The sequence below is a fragment of the Streptomyces sp. NPDC032198 genome (genome assembly GCF_040636975.1).
Taxonomy (GTDB): Bacteria; Actinomycetota; Actinomycetes; order Streptomycetales; family Streptomycetaceae; genus Streptomyces.
In genome coordinates this window covers 162216-181150 of sequence record NZ_JBEZVL010000010.1, presented here as the reverse complement: position 1 = coordinate 181150, position 18935 = coordinate 162216, and the positions used below count along the sequence as shown (strand labels likewise).

Here is an 18935-nt window from a genome sequence, read left to right as displayed (position 1 = left end):
GCCTCTCAGAGCTTGATCTCGATGTCGACGCCGGCCGGAAGGTCCAGGCGCATCAACGAGTCAACGGTCTTGGGAGTCGGGTCGAGGATGTCGATCAGGCGCTTGTGCGTGCGCATCTCGAAGTGCTCGCGCGAGTCCTTGTACTTGTGCGGCGACTTGATGACGCAGTACACGTTCTTCTCAGTGGGCAGCGGCACCGGGCCTGCGACCGACGCACCAGTGCGAGTCACCGTCTCGACGATCTTCTTCGCCGAAGAGTCGATGACCTCGTGGTCGTAGGCCTTGAGCCGGATGCGGATCTTCTGTCCCGCCATGGCTACTTGGTAGTCCTTTGTCTCGAACGCTCTGGCTCCCGGGAGGCCCTTTTTTCTACTTCCTCCGACCCACGCGGTCGGGCGTGTCGCAGTCCCGCTCACGGAGATTTCCCGAAGGATTTCCCTGCTAGGGGCTGCGGCCCGGATGACCGCGGGTCCGGGGGAAGAAACCCACCGGGCGCCTGGCTGAACTTCCGCACTGCACTTCCCAGAAGATTCCCGTACGTCCGCTCCAGCGCTGCCTTACGGCAGATGGGGCGACGAGTACTGTGGGACTCGCTTCCGGTCCTCCCGGCGGGAGGCGCGCAGCATCGGCACTCAACCGAGCAACCCCGACAGTCTGCCATACGAGCGTAGGGCCTGGCTAATCGAAGCCGGAGAGAGTACCCCGTGCCCGCCGGAGATCAAACCCGGGCCACCGCACGGCGCGCCTGAACGTCACGCCACCAGGTCCCGTTCCTCCGTGCTCCGGTGCCACCGGCGCCTTTCTCCAAGAATCCGAGAGGGAGAAAGAACCCGACCAAGCCCCACCCCACCCGCCCACGGTCCGGCCCGCTCGGCCCCGGTGGGGGCCATGATCGGCAACCTATGGGGCCCCTCTCACTCACGCGAGTGAACATCACCTGCTCAGCTGGATTTCCGGTCCCCCGACTGCCCTAATCTCAGCCCGAGCACACAAAACAACAGCAGACATGCGACGGCCCCCGCCGGGACGGCAATCCCGAGGCGAGGGCCTGACCACCGAGGAAGCGAGACCTTCCCGATGGACACCCAAAACCCTAGCGCGCCCCCGCGCGCCCAGTCCGCCGTGGGCGGCAGTCAATCCCACGCACGAGCGACCCGGCGCCCCCACAGCCGGCCCCGCCCCACCGCTGCGCGCCCCTCCGGCATCGCCCACGAGAACACCCGCCACACCACCCGCTTCACGGTGATCGGCAACCACCTCACCCAGCACCAGGAGCTCTCCCTCCTGGCCATCGGCCTGGGCTGCCACATGCAGTCGCTGCCCGCCGGAGCCCGCGTCGACATCAAGACGCTCGCCGCCCGCTTCCCCGAGGGCGCGACCCGAATCGCCGCCGCCCTGCGCGAGCTGGAGTCACACGGCTACCTGCGCCGCGACCGCGAACGCACCCCCGCCGGCCGCATCGTCACCCGCACGACCTCCTGCAACCAGCCACAGGCGGCCCCGGCACAGCCCCCGCAGCCGCCAAAGCCCAAGCTCAACGAGCCCTCCGCGCCACACCCACAGCCCCGCGAGAAGGCCCGCCCCCTCCCCGCCGTACCGCATCCGGCCTACCCCGCCTCCGCCCTCCTCCAGCAGGCCACCGACCTCCTCGCCGGCCTGCGCCACGAGGACCCGCGCCTGCTCCTCTCGGCCCGCGACACCGCCCACCTCACCCCCGGCGTCGCCGCCTGGCTGGAACGCGACGTGGCCCCCGATGCCGTACGCCACGCCCTCACCCACGACCTGCCACCCGAGGGCCCACGCCGCCCGGCCGCCCTGCTGGCCCACCGCCTGACGGCGCTGCTGCCTCCACCCGTGGCGGCCTCCGTGCCACCCGTCCGGCATCCGCTCCAGAACTGCGACACCTGCGACCGAGCCTTCCGCGGCCCCGCCCCGGGCCGCTGCCGCGGCTGCCGTCCCGATTGAAAGGAGGCCGCCTAGCATGAACGTGACGACCCTTACCCCTGGGCACAGACGAGGAGCGCATGCCATGACCATCGCCCCGGACAGTGCACAGCAGGGCAGCCCTCACTACCGGGCGATGCGTGAACTCGTCGAGCAGATGGACGACCGGATCTCCGGCAAGTTCGAAATCACGAAGCAAGGGATCGTCCACGACATGACGTCGCCGAGCAAGCCACACGAGCTCACCGCGCTACGGCTGCGCCGACGTCTGGAGTCGGTGATGCCTGAAGGGCGCCTCGCACACACCGGGGCGCCCGACGTGGAGGACATCTCCGAGGGTGTGCTGCGGCTGCCCGACATCATCCTCATCGATGAAGCGGACATGGAGGGCGAGGGTTCCTTCGACCCCCGCACCCTCATCGCCGCCATCGAGATCGTCTCCCGCTCGAACCCCGAGAACGACTGGGTCGGCAAGACCCGCGACTACCCGCTCCTCGGCATCCCGGTGTACGCGATCTTCGACCCCCGTACCGGCACCGGAGCCGTTCTCTCTGAGATCCACCCGACGCCCCAGGGTCCGCGCTACGCCGCCCGCAAGGACTTCGTCTACGGCGAAGACGTCACCATCGGCGAGTGGACGATCTCGACCGAGGGCCTGCCCCGCTACCAATGAGCAGATCCGCCCACGCAAAAGGGCCCGTACGACCGAAGTCGTACGGGCCCTTCCGTTACTGCGTCTACTGCTGTGCTCTCAGTTCAGAGCAACCGGGTTACCCCGATCTTCAAGCAAGCGGAATGCTTACTTGTTGATCTTGGTGACCTGGCCGGCGCCGACGGTCCGGCCACCCTCACGGATGGCGAACTTCAGGCCCTCTTCCATCGCGACGGGCTGGATGAGCTCAACGGTCATCTCAGTGTTGTCGCCCGGCATGACCATCTCGGTGCCCTCGGGGAGGGTCACGACGCCGGTCACGTCCGTGGTGCGGAAGTAGAACTGCGGGCGGTAGTTGTTGAAGAAGGGGGTGTGACGGCCACCCTCGTCCTTCGACAGGATGTAGGCCTGGGCCTCGAACTCGGTGTGCGGCGTGACCGAACCGGGCTTGATGATGACCTGGCCGCGCTCGACGTCCTCGCGCTTGATGCCACGGAGGAGCAGACCGACGTTCTCACCGGCCTGGCCCTCGTCGAGCAGCTTGCGGAACATCTCGATGCCGGTGACCGTGGTGGTGGTCTTCTCGGTCTTGATGCCGATGATGTCGACGGTCTCGTTGACCTTGAGGATGCCGCGCTCGATACGACCGGTGACGACGGTGCCACGACCGGTGATCGTGAAGACGTCCTCGATCGGCATCAGGAACGGCTTGTCGACGTCACGCTCGGGCTCCGGGATGGACTCGTCGACAGCCTTCATCAGGTTGAGGACGGACTCACCCCACTCCTTGTCGCCCTCGAGCGCCTTGAGCGCCGAGACCTTGACGACCGGGAGGTCGTCGCCCGGGAACTCGTACTCGGAGAGGAGCTCACGGACCTCGAGCTCGACGAGCTCCAGGATCTCCTCGTCGTCCACCATGTCGGCCTTGTTCAGGGCGACGACGATGTACGGAACGCCGACCTGGCGGGCCAGGAGCACGTGCTCCTTGGTCTGCGGCATCGGGCCGTCGGTGGCGGCAACCACGAGGATCGCGCCGTCCATCTGCGCGGCACCCGTGATCATGTTCTTGATGTAGTCCGCGTGACCCGGGCAGTCGACGTGCGCGTAGTGACGCGTCTCCGTCTGGTACTCGACGTGCGCGATCGAGATCGTGATACCGCGCTGGCGCTCCTCGGGAGCCTTGTCGATCTGGTCGAAGGCCGAGGCCTCGTTCAGCTCGGGGTACGCGTCGTGCAGCACCTTGGTAATGGCGGCCGTGAGGGTCGTCTTACCGTGGTCAATGTGACCGATGGTGCCGATGTTGACGTGCGGCTTAGTCCGCTCGAACTTTGCCTTCGCCACTGAATCCTCCTGCGGAGTGGTTCTGTACGCCTTGCTTCATCGGCGCCAGGTGATCTTTGCTGGGATACCCGGGGCCCGGGACACCCGACTCGAAGAGGGTCGGAATGCCCCGGAGACTCCGGAGTCAAGCCTAAAGCGTCAACTCGGGTGAGTTACTCGCCCTTGGCCTTCGCGATGATCTCCTCGGCGACGTTCCGCGGAACCTCGGCGTAGGAGTCGAACTGCATTGAGTAGCTTGCGCGACCCGACGTCTTGCTGCGGAGGTCTCCGACGTAGCCGAACATCTCCGAGAGGGGCACGAGGCCCTTCACGACGCGAGCACCGCTGCGCTCCTCCATGGCCTGGATCTGGCCACGTCGGGAGTTGATGTCACCGATGACATCGCCCATGTAGTCCTCGGGCGTGGTGACCTCAACGGCCATCATCGGCTCGAGCAGCACGGGCTTGGCCTTACGCGCGGCCTCCTTGAAGGCCTGCGATCCGGCGATCTTGAAGGCGAGCTCGGAGGAGTCGACCTCGTGGTAGGCGCCGTCGAGAAGCGTGATGCGAACACCAGTCATCTCGTAGCCCGCCAGGATGCCGAACTGCATGGCCTCCTGCGCACCGGCGTCCACCGACGGGATGTACTCCCGCGGGATACGGCCACCGGTGACCTTGTTCACGAACTCGTACGAAGCGTCGCCGCTGTCGATGGGCTCGATCGCGATCTGCACCTTGGCGAACTGACCGGTACCACCGGTCTGCTTCTTGTGGGTGTAGTCCACGCGCTCGACGGCCTGACGGATCGTCTCGCGGTACGCGACCTGGGGCTTGCCGACGTTCGCCTCGACGCGGAATTCGCGCTTCATGCGGTCGACGAGCACCTCGAGGTGAAGCTCGCCCATACCACCGATGATGGTCTGGCCGGTCTCCTCGTCCGAGTGAACCTGGAAGGAGGGGTCCTCCTCCGAGAGACGCTGGATGGCTACACCCAGCTTCTCCTGGTCACCCTTGGACTTGGGCTCGATGGCGACCTGAATGACCGGCGCCGGGAAGTCCATGGACTCCAGGATGACCGGCTTCTTGTCGTCACACAGCGTCTCACCGGTGGTGGTCTGCTTCAGGCCCATGACGGCGACGATGTCGCCGGCGCCCACCGCGTCGATCTCCTCACGCTTGTTCGCGTGCATGCGGTAGATCTTGCCGATGCGCTCCTTCTTGCCCTTGACGGAGTTCAGCACCGCGGTGCCGGCCTCCAGGCGACCGGAGTAGATCCGGACGAAGGTGAGCTTGCCGAGGTGCGGGTCGCTCGCGATCTTGAACGCGAGAGCCGAAAGCGGCTCCTCGTCAGAAGGCTTGCGCTTGACGACGACCTCGGGGTCCTTGACGTCGTGGCCCTCGATGGCCTCGACGTCCAGGGGCGACGGCAGGTAACGCACGACCGCGTCGAGCAGGGGCTGGACGCCCTTGTTCTTGAACGCGGTGCCGCAGAACACGGGGGTGACGGTGGTGTCGCCGCCCTTGCCGGAGGCGATGGTGACGCGGCGAATGGCCTCGTACAGCTGCTCCTCGGTGGGCTCCTGGCCCTCGAGGTACAGCTCCATCATCTGCTCGTCGTTCTCGGCGACAGCCTCGAGGAGCTTCCCGCGCCACTCATCAGCGGCCTCGGTGTGCGTCGCCGGGATGTCGACGATGTCGTACGCCTCGCCCATCTTGGTCTCTGCGGACCAGACGAACGCCTTCATCGTGACGAGGTCGACGACACCCTTGAAGTCAGCCTCTGCGCCGATGGGCAGCTGCATGACGATCGGGGTCGCACCGAGGCGGTCGACGATCATGTCGACGCAGCGGTGGAACTCGGCACCCGTACGGTCGAGCTTGTTGACGAAGCAGATGCGCGGGACGCCGTAGCGGTCCGCCTGACGCCACACGGTCTCGGACTGGGGCTCAACACCGGCGACGCCGTCGAACACCGTCACGGCACCGTCGAGCACACGGAGCGAACGCTCTACCTCGACGGTGAAGTCGACGTGGCCCGGGGTGTCGATGATGTTGATGGTGTGGTCGACATCGTTCATCGGCCAGTGACAGGTGGTGGCAGCAGAGGTGATCGTGATGCCACGCTCCTGCTCCTGCTCCATCCAGTCCATGGTCGCGGCGCCGTCGTGGACCTCACCGATCTTGTACGAGACACCGGTGTAGAACAGGATCCGCTCGGTGGTCGTCGTCTTGCCCGCGTCGATGTGGGCCATGATGCCGATGTTGCGCACCTTGGCCAGGTCAAGTGAAGTGGTAGCCATATCGGCTCAGTCTTCTCTCGGTCTCGATGTGGGTAGCGACTACCAGCGGTAGTGCGCGAAGGCCTTGTTGGACTCGGCCATCTTGTGGGTGTCCTCACGCTTCTTCACAGCGGCACCAAGGCCGTTGGAGGCGTCGAGGAGCTCGTTGAGGAGACGCTCGGTCATCGTCTTCTCGCGACGGGCGCGGGAGTAACCGACCAGCCAGCGCAGGGCCAGCGTGTTGGCGCGACCGGGCTTGACCTCGATCGGAACCTGGTAGGTCGCACCGCCGACGCGGCGGGACTTGACCTCGAGGGTCGGCTTGATGTTCTCGAGCGCGCGCTTGAGCGTGATGACCGGGTCGTTGCCGGTCTTCTCGCGCAGGCCCTCCATGGCGCCGTACACGATGCGCTCGGCGGTGGAGCGCTTGCCGTTCAGCAGCACCTTGTTGATGAGGGAAGTCACCAGAGGAGAACCGTAGACCGGGTCGATGATGACCGGGCGCTTCGGGGCGGGGCCCTTACGAGGCATTTCTACTTCTCCTTCTTGGCGCCGTAGCGGCTGCGGGCCTGCTTGCGGTTCTTGACACCCTGGGTGTCAAGGGAGCCGCGGATGATCTTGTAACGAACACCCGGCAGGTCCTTCACACGGCCACCACGCACGAGCACGATGGAGTGCTCCTGCAGGTTGTGTCCCTCACCCGGAATGTAAGCGGTGACTTCGATCCCGCTGGTCAGACGCACACGCGCGACCTTACGCAGGGCCGAGTTCGGCTTCTTCGGGGTGGTCGTGAACACACGCGTGCAGACGCCGCGGCGCTGGGGCGAACCCTCGAGTGCGGGCGTCTTGTTCTTCTCGACCTTGTCCTGCCGGCCCTTCCGGACCAGCTGCTGGATCGTAGGCACTACTTCTCCGGTTTCTGTGTGCCGAATGGTAAAGCTAACCTGGAACGTCGCCGACCCACGCGGTCGGGTGTGTCGAATCCTGCAGACTCCCGCCGCAAGGCGGAAAGGGGCGCAGATTTACGGTGGCCGTTCTCGGACTCACGATGCGGCTGAAGACACGCGCGCGAGCCCAGGCACACCCCAGGCACAAGGTCTGAGCGTACCTACCTCATCGACTTCGGTCAAAACAAATGCGGTGGGGGGCGACACGCCGGGCATCTGAACGCATCAGGGACGCCTCCCGGAAAGGCTTGACAGCGGCCCTCACGGCCACTACGCAGCCCACGGCCACAAGCTGTGGACCAGCGACTTTCACCCCCGGGAACGGCTGCTCAGCCCCACCGCGCCCCTCCCCCGGAGTCACGCCGTACGCCCTCAGGACCGTGTCGTACGTCATACCGGCGGGCAACGCCGAAGGGCGGCCACCCCAAGGGGTGACCGCCCTTCAACAGACCTGGGTCCTACTGGTTGTAAGGCCCGTAGTCGTAGTCCTCCAGCGGAACGGCCTGGCCGGAGCCCGTGCCGAACGGGGAGTAGTCGATGTCGTCGTAGCCGACGGCCGAGTACATCGCGGCCTTGGCCTCTTCGGTCGGCTCGACCCGGATGTTGCGGTAGCGGGAGAGACCCGTACCGGCCGGGATGAGCTTACCGATGATGACGTTCTCCTTGAGGCCGATCAGGGAGTCGGACTTGGCGTTGATCGCCGCGTCCGTCAGGACCCTGGTCGTCTCCTGGAAGGAAGCCGCGGACAGCCACGACTCCGTCGCCAGCGAGGCCTTGGTGATACCCATCAGCTGCGGACGGCCGGAGGCCGGGTGGCCGCCTTCCGTGACCACACGACGGTTCTCGGTCTCGAACTTCGAGCGCTCGACGAGCTCGCCCGGCAGCAGTTCAGCGTCGCCGGACTCGATGATCGTCACGCGGCGCAGCATCTGCCGGATGATGATCTCGATGTGCTTGTCGTGGATCGACACGCCCTGGCTGTTGTAGACCTTCTGGACTTCGCCGACCAGGTGGACCTGGACCGCGCGCTGACCGAGGATCCGCAGCACGTCGTGCGGGTTGGTGGCACCGAAGGTGAGCTTCTGGCCCACCTCGACGTGGTCACCCTCACGCACGAGGACCTTGGCGCGCTTCGAGATCGGGAAGGGAGTCTCGTCGCTGCCGTCGTCCGGCGTGACGACGATCTTCTTGGTCTTCTCGGTCTCCTCGATACGGATGCGGCCTGCCGCCTCCGAGATCGGGGCGACACCCTTGGGCGTACGAGCCTCGAAGAGCTCGACGACACGGGGCAGACCCTGGGTGATGTCGTCACCGGCCACACCACCGGTGTGGAACGTACGCATCGTCAGCTGCGTGCCGGGCTCACCGATGGACTGGGCGGCGATGATGCCGACCGCCTCACCGATGTCGACCAGCTTGCCGGTGGCGAGCGAACGGCCGTAGCAGAAGGCACAGGTGCCGACCGCGGACTCACAGGTCAGGACCGAACGGGTCTTGACCTCCTCGACGCCGTTGGCGACCAGGGCGTCGATGAGCACGTCACCGAGGTCGACGTTGGCCGGCGCGATGACCTTGCCGTCGATAACGACGTCCTCGGCCAGCATGCGGGCGTACACCGAGGTCTCGACGTTCTCCGTCTTGCGGAGCACACCGTCCTCGCCCTTGACCGCGATCTTCAGCTTCAGACCGCGCTCGGTGCCACAGTCCTCCTCGCGAATGATGACGTCCTGAGAGACGTCGACCAGACGACGGGTGAGGTAACCGGAGTCAGCGGTACGGAGAGCCGTGTCCGCCAGACCCTTACGAGCACCGTGAGTCGAGATGAAGTACTCCAGCACCGACAGGCCCTCACGGAAGGAGGCCTTAATCGGACGCGGGATCGTCTCGTTCTTCGCGTTCGACACCAGACCACGCATACCGGCGATCTGACGCATCTGCATCATGTTTCCTCGGGCACCCGAGTCAACCATCATGAAGATGGGGTTCGTCTTGGGGAAGTTCGCGTTCATCGCCTCGGCAACCTCATTGGTCGCCTTGGTCCAGATCGCGATGAGCTCCTGCGTGCGCTCGTCCTTGGTGATCAGACCGCGCTCGTACTGCTTCTGGACCTTCTCGTCCTGCGCCTCGTAGCCCGCGACGATCGCCTTCTTGGCCTCGGGGACCACGACGTCGGAGATGGCCACGGTGACACCGGAACGGGTCGCCCAGAAGAAGCCCGCCGCCTTCAGGTTGTCGAGCGTCGCCGCCACGATGACCTTGGGGTAGCGCTCGGCCAGGTCGTTGACGATCTCGGAGAGCTGCTTCTTGCCCACCGAGTAGTCGACGAACGGGTAGTCCTCGGGCAGCAGCTCGTTGAAGAGCGCGCGGCCCAGGGTCGTACGCAGCCGGAAGCTGTCGCCCTGCTGGTACTCCTGCTCGCCCTCTTCGACGGCCGGCGGGGTCCAGCCGCGCGGCGGGATGGTGCCCACCGGGAAGCGGATGTCGACCTTCGCCTGGAGCGAGAGCTCCTTGGCGTCGAACGCCATGGTCGCCTCGGCGGAGGAACCGAACGAACGGCCCTCACCGATGACCTTGCGCTCTTCCTCGTCCGTCGTGAGGAAGAAGAGACCGAGAACCATGTCCTGGGTCGGCATGGTGACGGGACGGCCGTCTGCCGGCTTCAGGATGTTGTTCGAGGACAGCATCAGGATGCGGGCCTCGGCCTGCGCCTCCGCGGAGAGCGGCAGGTGCACGGCCATCTGGTCACCGTCGAAGTCCGCGTTGAACGCGGTGCAGACGAGCGGGTGGATCTGAATGGCCTTGCCCTCGACCAGCTGCGGCTCGAAGGCCTGGATGCCGAGGCGGTGCAGCGTCGGCGCACGGTTCAGGAGAACCGGGTGCTCGGCGATGACCTCTTCCAGGACGTCGTACACGACCGTGCGGCCGCGCTCGACCATGCGCTTCGCCGACTTGATGTTCTGCGCGTGGTTGAGGTCAACCAGGCGCTTCATCACGAACGGCTTGAAGAGCTCCAGCGCCATGGCCTTCGGCAGACCACACTGGTGCAGCTTCAGCTGCGGGCCGACGACGATCACGGAACGCGCGGAGTAGTCCACACGCTTACCGAGAAGGTTCTGACGGAAACGACCCTGCTTGCCCTTGAGCATGTCGCTCAGGGACTTCAGCGGGCGGTTACCGGGACCGGTGACCGGGCGACCACGACGACCGTTGTCGAAGAGGGCGTCCACGGCCTCCTGGAGCATGCGCTTCTCGTTGTTCACGATGATCTCGGGGGCGCCGAGGTCGAGAAGCCGCTTCAGGCGGTTGTTGCGGTTGATCACGCGGCGGTACAGGTCGTTCAGGTCGGAGGTCGCGAAGCGGCCACCGTCCAGCTGCACCATCGGACGCAGGTCCGGCGGGATGACCGGCACGCAGTCGAGCACCATGCCCTTGGGGCTGTTGCTGGTCTGCAGGAACGCGGAGACGACCTTGAGGCGCTTGAGCGCACGGGTCTTCTTCTGGCCCTTGCCGGTACGGATGATCTCGCGAAGCCGCTCGGCTTCCTCATCCAGGTCGAACGACTCAAGGCGCTTCTGCAGTGCAGCGGCACCCATCGAACCGTCGAAGTACGTGCCGAAGCGGTCACGCAGCTCGCGGTAGAGCAGCTCGTCACCCTCCAGGTCCTGGACCTTGAGGTTCTTGAAGCGGTTCCACACCTCGTCGAGACGGTCGATCTCGCGCTGCGCACGGTCACGCAGCTGCTTCATCTCACGCTCGGCACCTTCGCGCACCTTGCGGCGTACGTCGGCCTTGGCGCCCTCGGCCTCGAGCTCGGCCAGGTCGGTCTCGAGCTTCTTGGCGCGGGCCTCCAGGTCGGAGTCGCGACGGTTCTCGACCTGCTGACGCTCCACGGAGACGTGCGCCTCCAGGGAGGGCAGGTCACGCGTACGGCGCTCCTCGTCCACGAACGTGATCATGTACGCCGCGAAGTAGATGACCTTTTCGAGGTCCTTCGGGGCGAGATCAAGCAGGTAGCCGAGGCGCGACGGGACGCCCTTGAAGTACCAGATGTGCGTGACAGGCGCGGCCAGCTCAATGTGGCCCATCCGCTCACGACGCACCTTGGCGCGAGTGACCTCGACGCCGCAGCGCTCGCAGATGATGCCCTTGAAGCGGACACGCTTGTACTTACCGCAGTAGCACTCCCAGTCCCGGGTCGGACCGAAGATCTTCTCGCAGAAGAGTCCGTCCTTTTCGGGCTTGAGCGTGCGGTAGTTGATGGTCTCCGGCTTCTTGACCTCGCCGTGGGACCACTGTCGGATGTCGTCCGCGGTGGCAAGGCCGATCCGCAGCTCGTCGAAGAAGTTGACGTCGAGCACTTTGTCGTCAATCCCTCTTTCGGGGTCGAGTCTCAATCATGGTCTGAACGGGTCCGGGGAGAGCCGGCCGGACACGAGGTCCGGCCGGCCAACCCGTCAGACCTCTTCGACGCTGCTCGGCTCGCGCCGGGACAGGTCGATACCGAGCTCTTCCGCCGCGCGGAAGACGTCCTCGTCGGTGTCGCGCATCTCGATGGACATGCCGTCCGAGGACAGCACCTCCACGTTGAGGCAGAGCGACTGCATTTCCTTGATGAGCACCTTGAAGGACTCGGGAATGCCGGGCTCGGGGATGTTCTCGCCCTTGACGATGGCCTCGTAGACCTTCACGCGGCCGGTCACGTCGTCGGACTTGATCGTCAGCAGCTCCTGGAGGGCGTAAGCGGCGCCATAAGCCTCGAGCGCCCACACCTCCATCTCACCGAAGCGCTGACCACCGAACTGAGCCTTACCACCCAGCGGCTGCTGGGTGATCATGGAGTACGGACCGGTCGAACGGGCGTGGAGCTTGTCGTCGACCAGGTGGTGCAGCTTGAGGATGTACATGTACCCGATCGAGATCGGGTCCGGGAACGGCTCGCCGGAGCGCCCGTCGAACAGCCGCGCCTTGCCGGACGGGAGGACCATGCGGTCGCCGTCGCGGTTCGGAATGGTGTGCTCGAGGAGGCCGGTCAGCTCGTCCTCGCGGGCGCCGTCGAAGACCGGGGTCGCGACGTTCGTCCGCGGGCCGACCTGGTCGGCGCCGATGCGCTGCAGGCTCTGCGCCCACTCCTCGCTGAGACCGGAGACGTCCCAGCCCTGGCTGGCGAGCCAGCCGAGGTGGATCTCCAGGACCTGACCCGGGTTCATTCGGGACGGGACACCCAGCGGGTTGAGGATGATGTCGACCGGCGTGCCGTCCTCAAGGAAGGGCATGTCCTCGATCGGAAGGATCTTGGAGATGACGCCCTTGTTGCCGTGACGACCGGCGAGCTTGTCACCGTCCGTGATCTTGCGCTTCTGCGCCACGTAGACACGAACCAGCTGGTTCACGCCCGGCGGCAGCTCGTCGCCCTCTTCACGGTCGAAGACGCGTACGCCGATGACCTTGCCGATCTCGCCGTGCGGCACCTTCAGCGAGGTGTCGCGCACCTCGCGCGCCTTCTCACCGAAGATCGCGCGGAGCAGACGCTCCTCGGGGGTCAGCTCGGTCTCACCCTTGGGCGTGACCTTGCCGACGAGGATGTCGCCGGCGACGACCTCGGCACCGATACGGATGATGCCGCGCTCGTCGAGGTCCGCGAGGACCTCCTCGGAGACGTTCGGGATGTCCCGGGTGATCTCCTCCGGGCCCAGCTTGGTGTCACGGGCGTCGACCTCGTGCTCCTCGATGTGGATCGAGGAGAGGACGTCGTCCTGCACGAGGCGCTGCGACAGGATGATCGCGTCCTCGTAGTTGTGACCTTCCCAGGGCATGAACGCCACGAGCAGGTTCTTGCCGAGGGCCATCTCGCCCTCTTCGGTCGCGGGACCGTCGGCCAGGACCTGGCCCTCGATCACGCGGGCGCCCTCGTCGACGACAACCTTCTGGTTGACCGAGGTGCCCTGGTTCGACCGGGAGAACTTGGCGATGCGGTACGTGGTGTACGTGCCGTCGTCGTTCGTGACCGTGACGTAGTCCGCGGAGACCTCCTGGACCACACCCGCCTTCTCGGCCTTGATCACGTCACCGGCGTCGACCGCACAGCGGTACTCCATGCCGGTGCCGACGAGGGGAGCCTCGGCGGTGATCAGCGGCACGGCCTGACGCATCATGTTCGCGCCCATGAGGGCACGGTTGGCGTCGTCGTGCTCGAGGAACGGGATCATCGCGGTCGCGACCGACACCATCTGGCGCGGCGAGACGTCCATGTAGTCGACGTCGTCGCCGGGGATGTAGTCGATCTCGCCGCCACGACGGCGGACCAGGACGCGCGACTCGGTGAAGCGCATGTCCTCACCCAGCACGGCGTTGGCCTGGGCGATCACGAAGCGGTCTTCTTCGTCGGCCGTCAGGTAGTCGACGTCGTCGGTGACGACGCCCTCGACGACCTTGCGGTACGGCGTCTCGACGAAGCCGAACGCGTTCACGCGGCCGTACGAGGCGAGCGAGCCGATCAGACCGATGTTCGGGCCTTCAGGCGTCTCGATCGGGCACATGCGGCCGTAGTGGGACGGGTGCACGTCACGGACCTCGAAGCCGGCCCGCTCACGGGAGAGACCACCCGGGCCAAGCGCCGACAGACGGCGCTTGTGGGTGAGACCCGACAGCGGGTTGTTCTGGTCCATGAACTGCGACAGCTGGCTGGTGCCGAAGAACTCCTTGATGGAGGCGACGACCGGCCGGATGTTGATCAGGGTCTGCGGCGTGATCGCCTCGACGTCCTGGGTCGTCATGCGCTCACGCACGACGCGCTCCATACGAGCCAGACCCGTGCGGACCTGGTTCTGGATGAGCTCGCCGACGTTGCGCAGACGACGGTTGCCGAAGTGGTCGATGTCGTCGGTCTCGACGACGATCGACGTACCGCTGTCGCCAACGGTCTCGGTCTCACCGGCGTGCAGCTTCACCAGGTACTTGATCGAGGCGATGATGTCCTCGACCGTGAGGATGCCCGCGTCGAGCGGAGCGTCCGCACCCAGCTTCTTGTTGACCTTGTAGCGGCCGACCTTCGCGAGGTCGTAGCGCTTGGGGTTGAAGTAGAGGTTCTCAAGCAGCGTCTGAGCAGCCTCGCGCGTCGGCGGCTCGCCCGGACGGAGCTTGCGGTAGATGTCGAGCAGCGCGTCGTCCTGGCCCTGGGTGTGGTCCTTCTCCAGGGTGGCGCGCATGGACTCGTACTCGCCGAACTCCTCGAGGATCTGCTCGGTCGTCCAACCGAGAGCCTTGAGCAGAACGGTGACCGACTGCTTGCGCTTGCGGTCGATGCGGACACCGACCATGTCGCGCTTGTCGATCTCCATCTCCAGCCAGGCACCCCGGGACGGGATGATCTTGGCGGAGAAGATGTCCTTGTCGGACGTCTTGTCGATCGAGGAATCGAAGTAGACACCCGGCGAACGGACCAGCTGCGACACGACGACACGCTCGGTGCCGTTGATGACGAAGGTGCCCTTGTTCGTCATGAGCGGGAAATCGCCCATGAAGACCGTCTGGGACTTGATCTCGCCGGTCTCGTTGTTGGTGAACTCAGCAGTGACGAAGAGCGGAGCGGCGAACGTGAAGTCGCGCTCCTTGCACTCGTCGATGGAGTTCTTGGGGGGCTCAAAACGGTGGTCGCGGAACGTCAGGGACATCGACCCGGAGAAGTCCTCGATCGGAGAGATCTCCTCGAAGATCTCCTCCAGACCGGACTTGGTGGGGACGTCCTGTCCACTGTCGAGAGCCGCCTCGACGCGAGCCTTCCACGCGTCATTTCCGAGCAGCCAGTCAAAGCTCTCGGTCTGCAGCGCAAGAAGGTTCGGAACCTCGAGGGGCTCCCTGATCTTTGCAAAGGAAATGCGCAGCGGGGCGGTGCTGGCGCCGTTGTTCGTATTCGCGGTCGAGGCAGTGCGCGAGGCGGCCAAGAGGGGGTCCTTCCGAGGGCTCGGACTCACTACGCGCGTACCGGTCCCAAGCTGGACAGGGGGACAGAATTCCCAGGTCAGGGAAGATTCGGTCCACAGTGCTCAAGCATGGGCATGCCCCTGGTGACGGGCAGGAGGCAGCTAACAGGCAGCGCAAAGGGTCAGTGTAGCCAGTAGGCCCACTGATGTCCAGTGCGGGTTCTGGGAGACCCTCGTTGTTCTCAACCCCTGCTGCAAGCCACGCCCTCGATGCACATCGATACTGCCCTCTTCGCCGCCGATCCATGCCTCGGATGCGGATCGTTGTGACGACGCGTCCTGAGAATTGCGCGCTGCGTGCGGTTCGTCAAGGCCCCCCTGCCCCGACTTGGCTCCCGGAGCGCACCGTCACGGCCGTTCGGAGGCACGACGAAGATCACCATACTCGTCGGGGCGGGCTGCGCAAGGCAGCCGTAAGGGTGCGCCGGAGAACGCCGAAGGGCGACCACCCAGATGGGTGATCGCCCTTGGCGTAGCGCTGCCTGAGCAGCGCTGAAAAGCCCTGCCACCTACACGCCTACAGGCGCGTGGCAGACGACTCGCGAGGTGTTACTTGACCTCGACGGAGGCGCCAGCGGCCTTGAGGGACTCGGCAGCCTTCTCGGCGGCCTCCTTGGCGACCTTCTCGAGGACCGGCTTCGGGGTGCCGTCGACGAGGTCCTTGGCCTCCTTGAGGCCCAGGGAGGTGAGCTCGCGCACGACCTTGATGACCTGGATCTTCTTCTCGCCGGCGCCGGTGAGGATGACGTCGAACTCGTCCTGCTCCTCGACGGCCTCGGCAACGGCGCCCGGGCCGGCCGGGGCGGCGGCGACGGCCGCGGCGGCGGTGACGTCGAACTTCTCCTCGAAGGCCTTCACGAACTCGGAGAGCTCGATGAGGGTGAGCTCCTCGAACTGGGCAAGCAGGTCTTCCTGGCTGAGCTTCGCCATGATGGGCGATCCTTCCACTAATTCGGCTGGTGCCGGGTGTATATGAAGGCGGGCGTACGTTCGGCCCGCTGCGACCGTCGCCCTAGCGGGCGGCGATCAATGCGCGAGCCGAATTACTCGGCACCGCCCTGCTCGGCCTTCTTGGCACGAAGCGCTTCCGCGGTGCGGACGAACTTCGACGGCAGAGCCTGGAAGAGCTGCGCAGTCTGCGTCTGCTTGCCCTTCAGCGCGCCGGCCAGCTTGGCGAGCAGAACCTCGCGGGACTCGAGGTCCGCGAGCTTCTTGATCTCGTCGGCGGACAGCGCCTTGCCATCAAGGACACCGCCCTTGATGACGAGGTTGGGGTTGTCCTTGGCGAAGTCACGAAGACCCTTCGCCGACACCACCGGGTCACCGGTGACGAAGGCAACAGCGGTCGGACCCGCGAACAGGTCGTCCAGCTGGTTGATCCCGGCCTGGTTGGCCGCGATCTTGGTCAGCGTGTTCTTCACCACGGCGTACTCGGAGTTCTCACCGAGTGAACGGCGCAGCTGCTTGAGCTGGGCCACGGTGAGACCCCGGTACTCGGTCAGCACGGCGGCGTTCGAGCTGCGGAACTTGTCCGTGAGCTCGGCTACCGCGGCAGCCTTGTCGGGCGTCGGCATAGAGCGTCGGCCTCCTTCCGGGTGATGAGGACCGCTCAGAAGGGGCTGACAAAACAAAACGCCCCGGCGCAGGCGCCGGGGCATGAGCTCGACCTGACGGAATTCCGTCCGGGAGCACTCACTTCCACAGTCACCTACGCGGGTCGTCCGCAGTTTCAGCGGATCCTTCGGCCACCGCACACTCTTACGAGCACACGGCAACGACCAGCGGTCTTTGGCTTCTGGGGAAGAGTACGCGAACGGGTTCGCGTCAGGCAAATCGGCCGGGAAGGGCCGCGGGAAAGGCCTTGGGAAACGGTCAGAAACCGCTGTCCCCGCTGGCTCCCCCGCCCTTTCCGAGCTCCTTGAACATCTCCATCAGGTCGAAGGTCTTACCGGCCGGCGGGGCGGAAACCTCGGCGGTCGTCCCGTAGTCGGAGAACTTCTGCGAGGTCTTCATCGTGCCCTCGGGGCTCTTGATGTCGATGTCCATGCGGACGGGGTAGTCGTCCTCATTGACCCAGACCTCGGTGTCGTACCCCTTGATGCCCGACTTCTCGATGTTCCTGAGGAGCTTCTCGCGCTCGCCCTTGCCGAGCATCTCGTCGAGGCCCTTGTTGGACGCCATCATCTCCTTGACGGAGAGCCGGCCCTTGTAGCGCTGGGTCTGCACGCCGTCGACCTTCGCGGGACCGACGTGCTTGAGGTTCGGCGAGTCCAGGAGCATGGCGAGCTGCTGCGCCGGGTCCTGGCTCATGCTGTCCAGGCCACCGGTCATCTGCTTCGCGAGCTTCTCGTCACCGGCCTGCTCGGCGATGGAGTTGAGGTCCATCTTCATCCAGCGCTTGCCGTCCATCTCCTTGGCGGCGACGGCCCCGGCGTCCATGTAGATCACGTTGTCGCGCCAGACCATCCGGACCTTGTCCGGAGCCTGCGGGTCGCCCTCGGTGAGCGCCGAGCCCGACATCGTCATGTCCATGACGGTCGGGTCCCAGCCCATGACACCGGACATCCTCATGTCGCCGCTGGAGCCGCCCATGGACTTCGGCGTCGACATCGTCATCTCGACCTTGGCCGACTTGGCCTTCGAGGTCTTCTCGTACGCCGCCGTGATGACCTCGGTCACCTGCGACCGGGACTGGGTCTCCCCCGAGCCCGCCCCGTTGGCCTTGCCGTCCTTGTCGGAGCCTCCACAGGCCACCGCGCCCGTACACAGCAGCGTGGTGGCGAGTACAGCGCCCGCCATTCTCTTCACAGTCATGACCCCACCCCTAGGAACACATGATCGACACAATTCGGTCTGGCGAGAATACCCGACGTCCGAGGTCAGGCCTGCGGCTGCTGGTTCATGAGGTCCTTGAAGCTCAGGGTGTCCGAGGCCGGGGGCTTCTCCACGGACACGGGGGTGCCGTAGTCGCTGTAGTAGGCCGTCTGTGAGAACCCGCCGTCGTTCGTCTCGCCCTTCTCGGTCTTCTTGACCAGGAGGTCCTCGTCGTTCACCCAGATGTCGACCGTCTGCGTGGTCAGGCCGGCCTGCTTGAACTGCTTCTTCAACTCGGCCATCTGCCCGGCGTCGAGGTCCGCGCTCTTGCCCGTGAGGTCCGCGGCGTCGACGGTCCCCGAGTAGTGGGTCGTCCGCGTCCCGCGGACCTTCTCCTCGCCCACGCGCTTCACGTCTCCCGAAGCGAGCAGCATCTTGACCGACTGGTTCGGGGTGGTGTTCTGCATCTGGTCCTTGAACGCGTCGCCGGCGGCGCCGCTCATCTCGGCCAGCGTGTCGTAGTCGTACGCGAGCCAGTGCTTGCCGCCACCGGCCTGCGAGGCGAACTGGTCCCCCATGTTCGCGTAGAACCCGTCCTTCAGATAGCGGTAGTCGATCTTCGACTGACCCATCTGCTTCATCTGCTCGGCCTGCGTGCCGCCGGTGAGGGTCGCGGTGACATTGCCGGTGATGCCGTCCGACCACGCCATGGAGCCCGTCATGTCCATCGACATCTTGGTCCCCATGACCGTCTTGCTCTCGACCTTGGCCGAGTCGGCGTTGCCGGTCTTGTCGTCGATGGAGCGCAGGGCTGCCACGGGGCTGAGGGCCACGGAGCCCTTCTTGCCGCTCTTCGAGCCACCGCCGCCGTCGGAGGAGCCACAGGCCGCGACCCCGGTCAGCGCGGCGGCCACCGCGATCGAAAGGCCCGCGCGTCGCATGGTCGTGCTGTTCATGACATCCCACCCCTTGCACTCGTGTGAATCCCGCACGCATACGA

The 18935-nt window shown here is 65.6% G+C and carries 13 protein-coding genes; 2 read left to right on the top strand and 11 right to left on the bottom strand.

From position 1 onward, the window contains the following. Window positions 1–5: 5 nt before the first annotated feature. Window positions 6–314 (bottom strand): 30S ribosomal protein S10, encoded by a 309-nt coding sequence (gene rpsJ, locus AB0E78_RS26625; RefSeq protein ID WP_003948644.1) that lies wholly within the window; start codon window positions 312–314, stop codon window positions 6–8. Window positions 315–1077: 763 nt separating this feature from the next. Between rpsJ and AB0E78_RS26620 the strand changes: the two genes are divergently transcribed. Then, window positions 1078–1965, top strand: a complete 888-nt coding sequence (locus tag AB0E78_RS26620) for a helix-turn-helix domain-containing protein (RefSeq protein WP_361837211.1) — start codon at window positions 1078–1080, stop codon at window positions 1963–1965. 64 nt (window positions 1966–2029) lie between these two features. Beyond that, window positions 2030–2617 carry a Uma2 family endonuclease gene (locus tag AB0E78_RS26615; protein WP_361837208.1) on the top strand — a complete coding sequence of 196 codons (588 nt, stop codon included), beginning with the start codon at window positions 2030–2032 and terminating at the stop codon, window positions 2615–2617. A 126-nt stretch (window positions 2618–2743) separates the two neighbouring features. On the opposite strand, the gene tuf is transcribed toward AB0E78_RS26615, so the two are convergent. The 10 genes from tuf to AB0E78_RS26565 all read right to left on the bottom strand — a co-directional run bounded on the left by tuf (window position 2744) and on the right by AB0E78_RS26565 (window position 18891). Further along, window positions 2744–3937: an elongation factor Tu gene (gene tuf / locus AB0E78_RS26610; RefSeq protein WP_160506655.1), complete on the bottom strand. Its 1194-nt coding sequence runs from the start codon at window positions 3935–3937 to the stop codon at window positions 2744–2746. 152 nt (window positions 3938–4089) lie between these two features. Next, window positions 4090–6216, bottom strand: coding sequence for an elongation factor G (gene fusA, locus AB0E78_RS26605; protein WP_361837205.1), 2127 nt, complete (start codon window positions 6214–6216; stop codon window positions 4090–4092). A 39-nt stretch (window positions 6217–6255) separates the two neighbouring features. After that, window positions 6256–6726 (bottom strand): 30S ribosomal protein S7, encoded by a 471-nt coding sequence (rpsG, locus tag AB0E78_RS26600; protein ID WP_003974303.1) that lies wholly within the window; start codon window positions 6724–6726, stop codon window positions 6256–6258. Between the two features lie 2 nt (window positions 6727–6728). After that, window positions 6729–7100 (bottom strand): 30S ribosomal protein S12, encoded by a 372-nt coding sequence (gene rpsL, locus AB0E78_RS26595; RefSeq protein ID WP_003948652.1) that lies wholly within the window; start codon window positions 7098–7100, stop codon window positions 6729–6731. A 500-nt stretch (window positions 7101–7600) separates the two neighbouring features. Further along, window positions 7601–11500 carry a DNA-directed RNA polymerase subunit beta' gene (locus tag AB0E78_RS26590; RefSeq protein WP_361837202.1) on the bottom strand — a complete coding sequence of 1300 codons (3900 nt, stop codon included), beginning with the start codon at window positions 11498–11500 and terminating at the stop codon, window positions 7601–7603. Between the two features lie 96 nt (window positions 11501–11596). Continuing rightward, on the bottom strand, window positions 11597–15082 hold the full coding sequence (gene rpoB, locus AB0E78_RS26585; protein ID WP_361837199.1) for a DNA-directed RNA polymerase subunit beta: 3486 nt from the start codon (window positions 15080–15082) through the stop codon (window positions 11597–11599). 588 nt (window positions 15083–15670) lie between these two features. Continuing rightward, window positions 15671–16051, bottom strand: a complete 381-nt coding sequence (gene rplL / locus AB0E78_RS26580; RefSeq protein ID WP_249588338.1) for a 50S ribosomal protein L7/L12 — start codon at window positions 16049–16051, stop codon at window positions 15671–15673. Window positions 16052–16164: 113 nt separating this feature from the next. Beyond that, on the bottom strand, window positions 16165–16695 hold the full coding sequence (rplJ, locus tag AB0E78_RS26575) for a 50S ribosomal protein L10 (protein WP_361837195.1): 531 nt from the start codon (window positions 16693–16695) through the stop codon (window positions 16165–16167). 298 nt (window positions 16696–16993) lie between these two features. Further along, window positions 16994–17935, bottom strand: coding sequence for a hypothetical protein (locus tag AB0E78_RS26570; RefSeq protein WP_361837192.1), 942 nt, complete (start codon window positions 17933–17935; stop codon window positions 16994–16996). Between the two features lie 65 nt (window positions 17936–18000). After that, the gene (locus AB0E78_RS26565) at window positions 18001–18891 is read right to left on the bottom strand and encodes a hypothetical protein (RefSeq protein ID WP_361837189.1); all 891 of its coding nucleotides are present in this window, start codon (window positions 18889–18891) and stop codon (window positions 18001–18003) included. Window positions 18892–18935: the final 44 nt, after the last annotated feature.

Coding starts and splice junctions, on each gene's coding strand:
- fusA (WP_361837205.1), bottom strand. CDS start 6,216: ATGGCTACCACTTCACTTGACCTGGCCAAGGTGCGCAACATCGGCATC.
- rpsG (WP_003974303.1), bottom strand. CDS start 6,726: ATGCCTCGTAAGGGCCCCGCCCCGAAGCGCCCGGTCATCATCGACCCG.
- AB0E78_RS26565 (WP_361837189.1), bottom strand. CDS start 18,891: ATGAACAGCACGACCATGCGACGCGCGGGCCTTTCGATCGCGGTGGCC.
- rplL (WP_249588338.1), bottom strand. CDS start 16,051: ATGGCGAAGCTCAGCCAGGAAGACCTGCTTGCCCAGTTCGAGGAGCTC.
- rplJ (WP_361837195.1), bottom strand. CDS start 16,695: ATGCCGACGCCCGACAAGGCTGCCGCGGTAGCCGAGCTCACGGACAAG.
- AB0E78_RS26620 (WP_361837211.1), top strand. CDS start 1,078: ATGGACACCCAAAACCCTAGCGCGCCCCCGCGCGCCCAGTCCGCCGTG.
- rpsJ (WP_003948644.1), bottom strand. CDS start 314: ATGGCGGGACAGAAGATCCGCATCCGGCTCAAGGCCTACGACCACGAG.
- AB0E78_RS26570 (WP_361837192.1), bottom strand. CDS start 17,935: ATGACTGTGAAGAGAATGGCGGGCGCTGTACTCGCCACCACGCTGCTG.
- AB0E78_RS26615 (WP_361837208.1), top strand. CDS start 2,030: ATGACCATCGCCCCGGACAGTGCACAGCAGGGCAGCCCTCACTACCGG.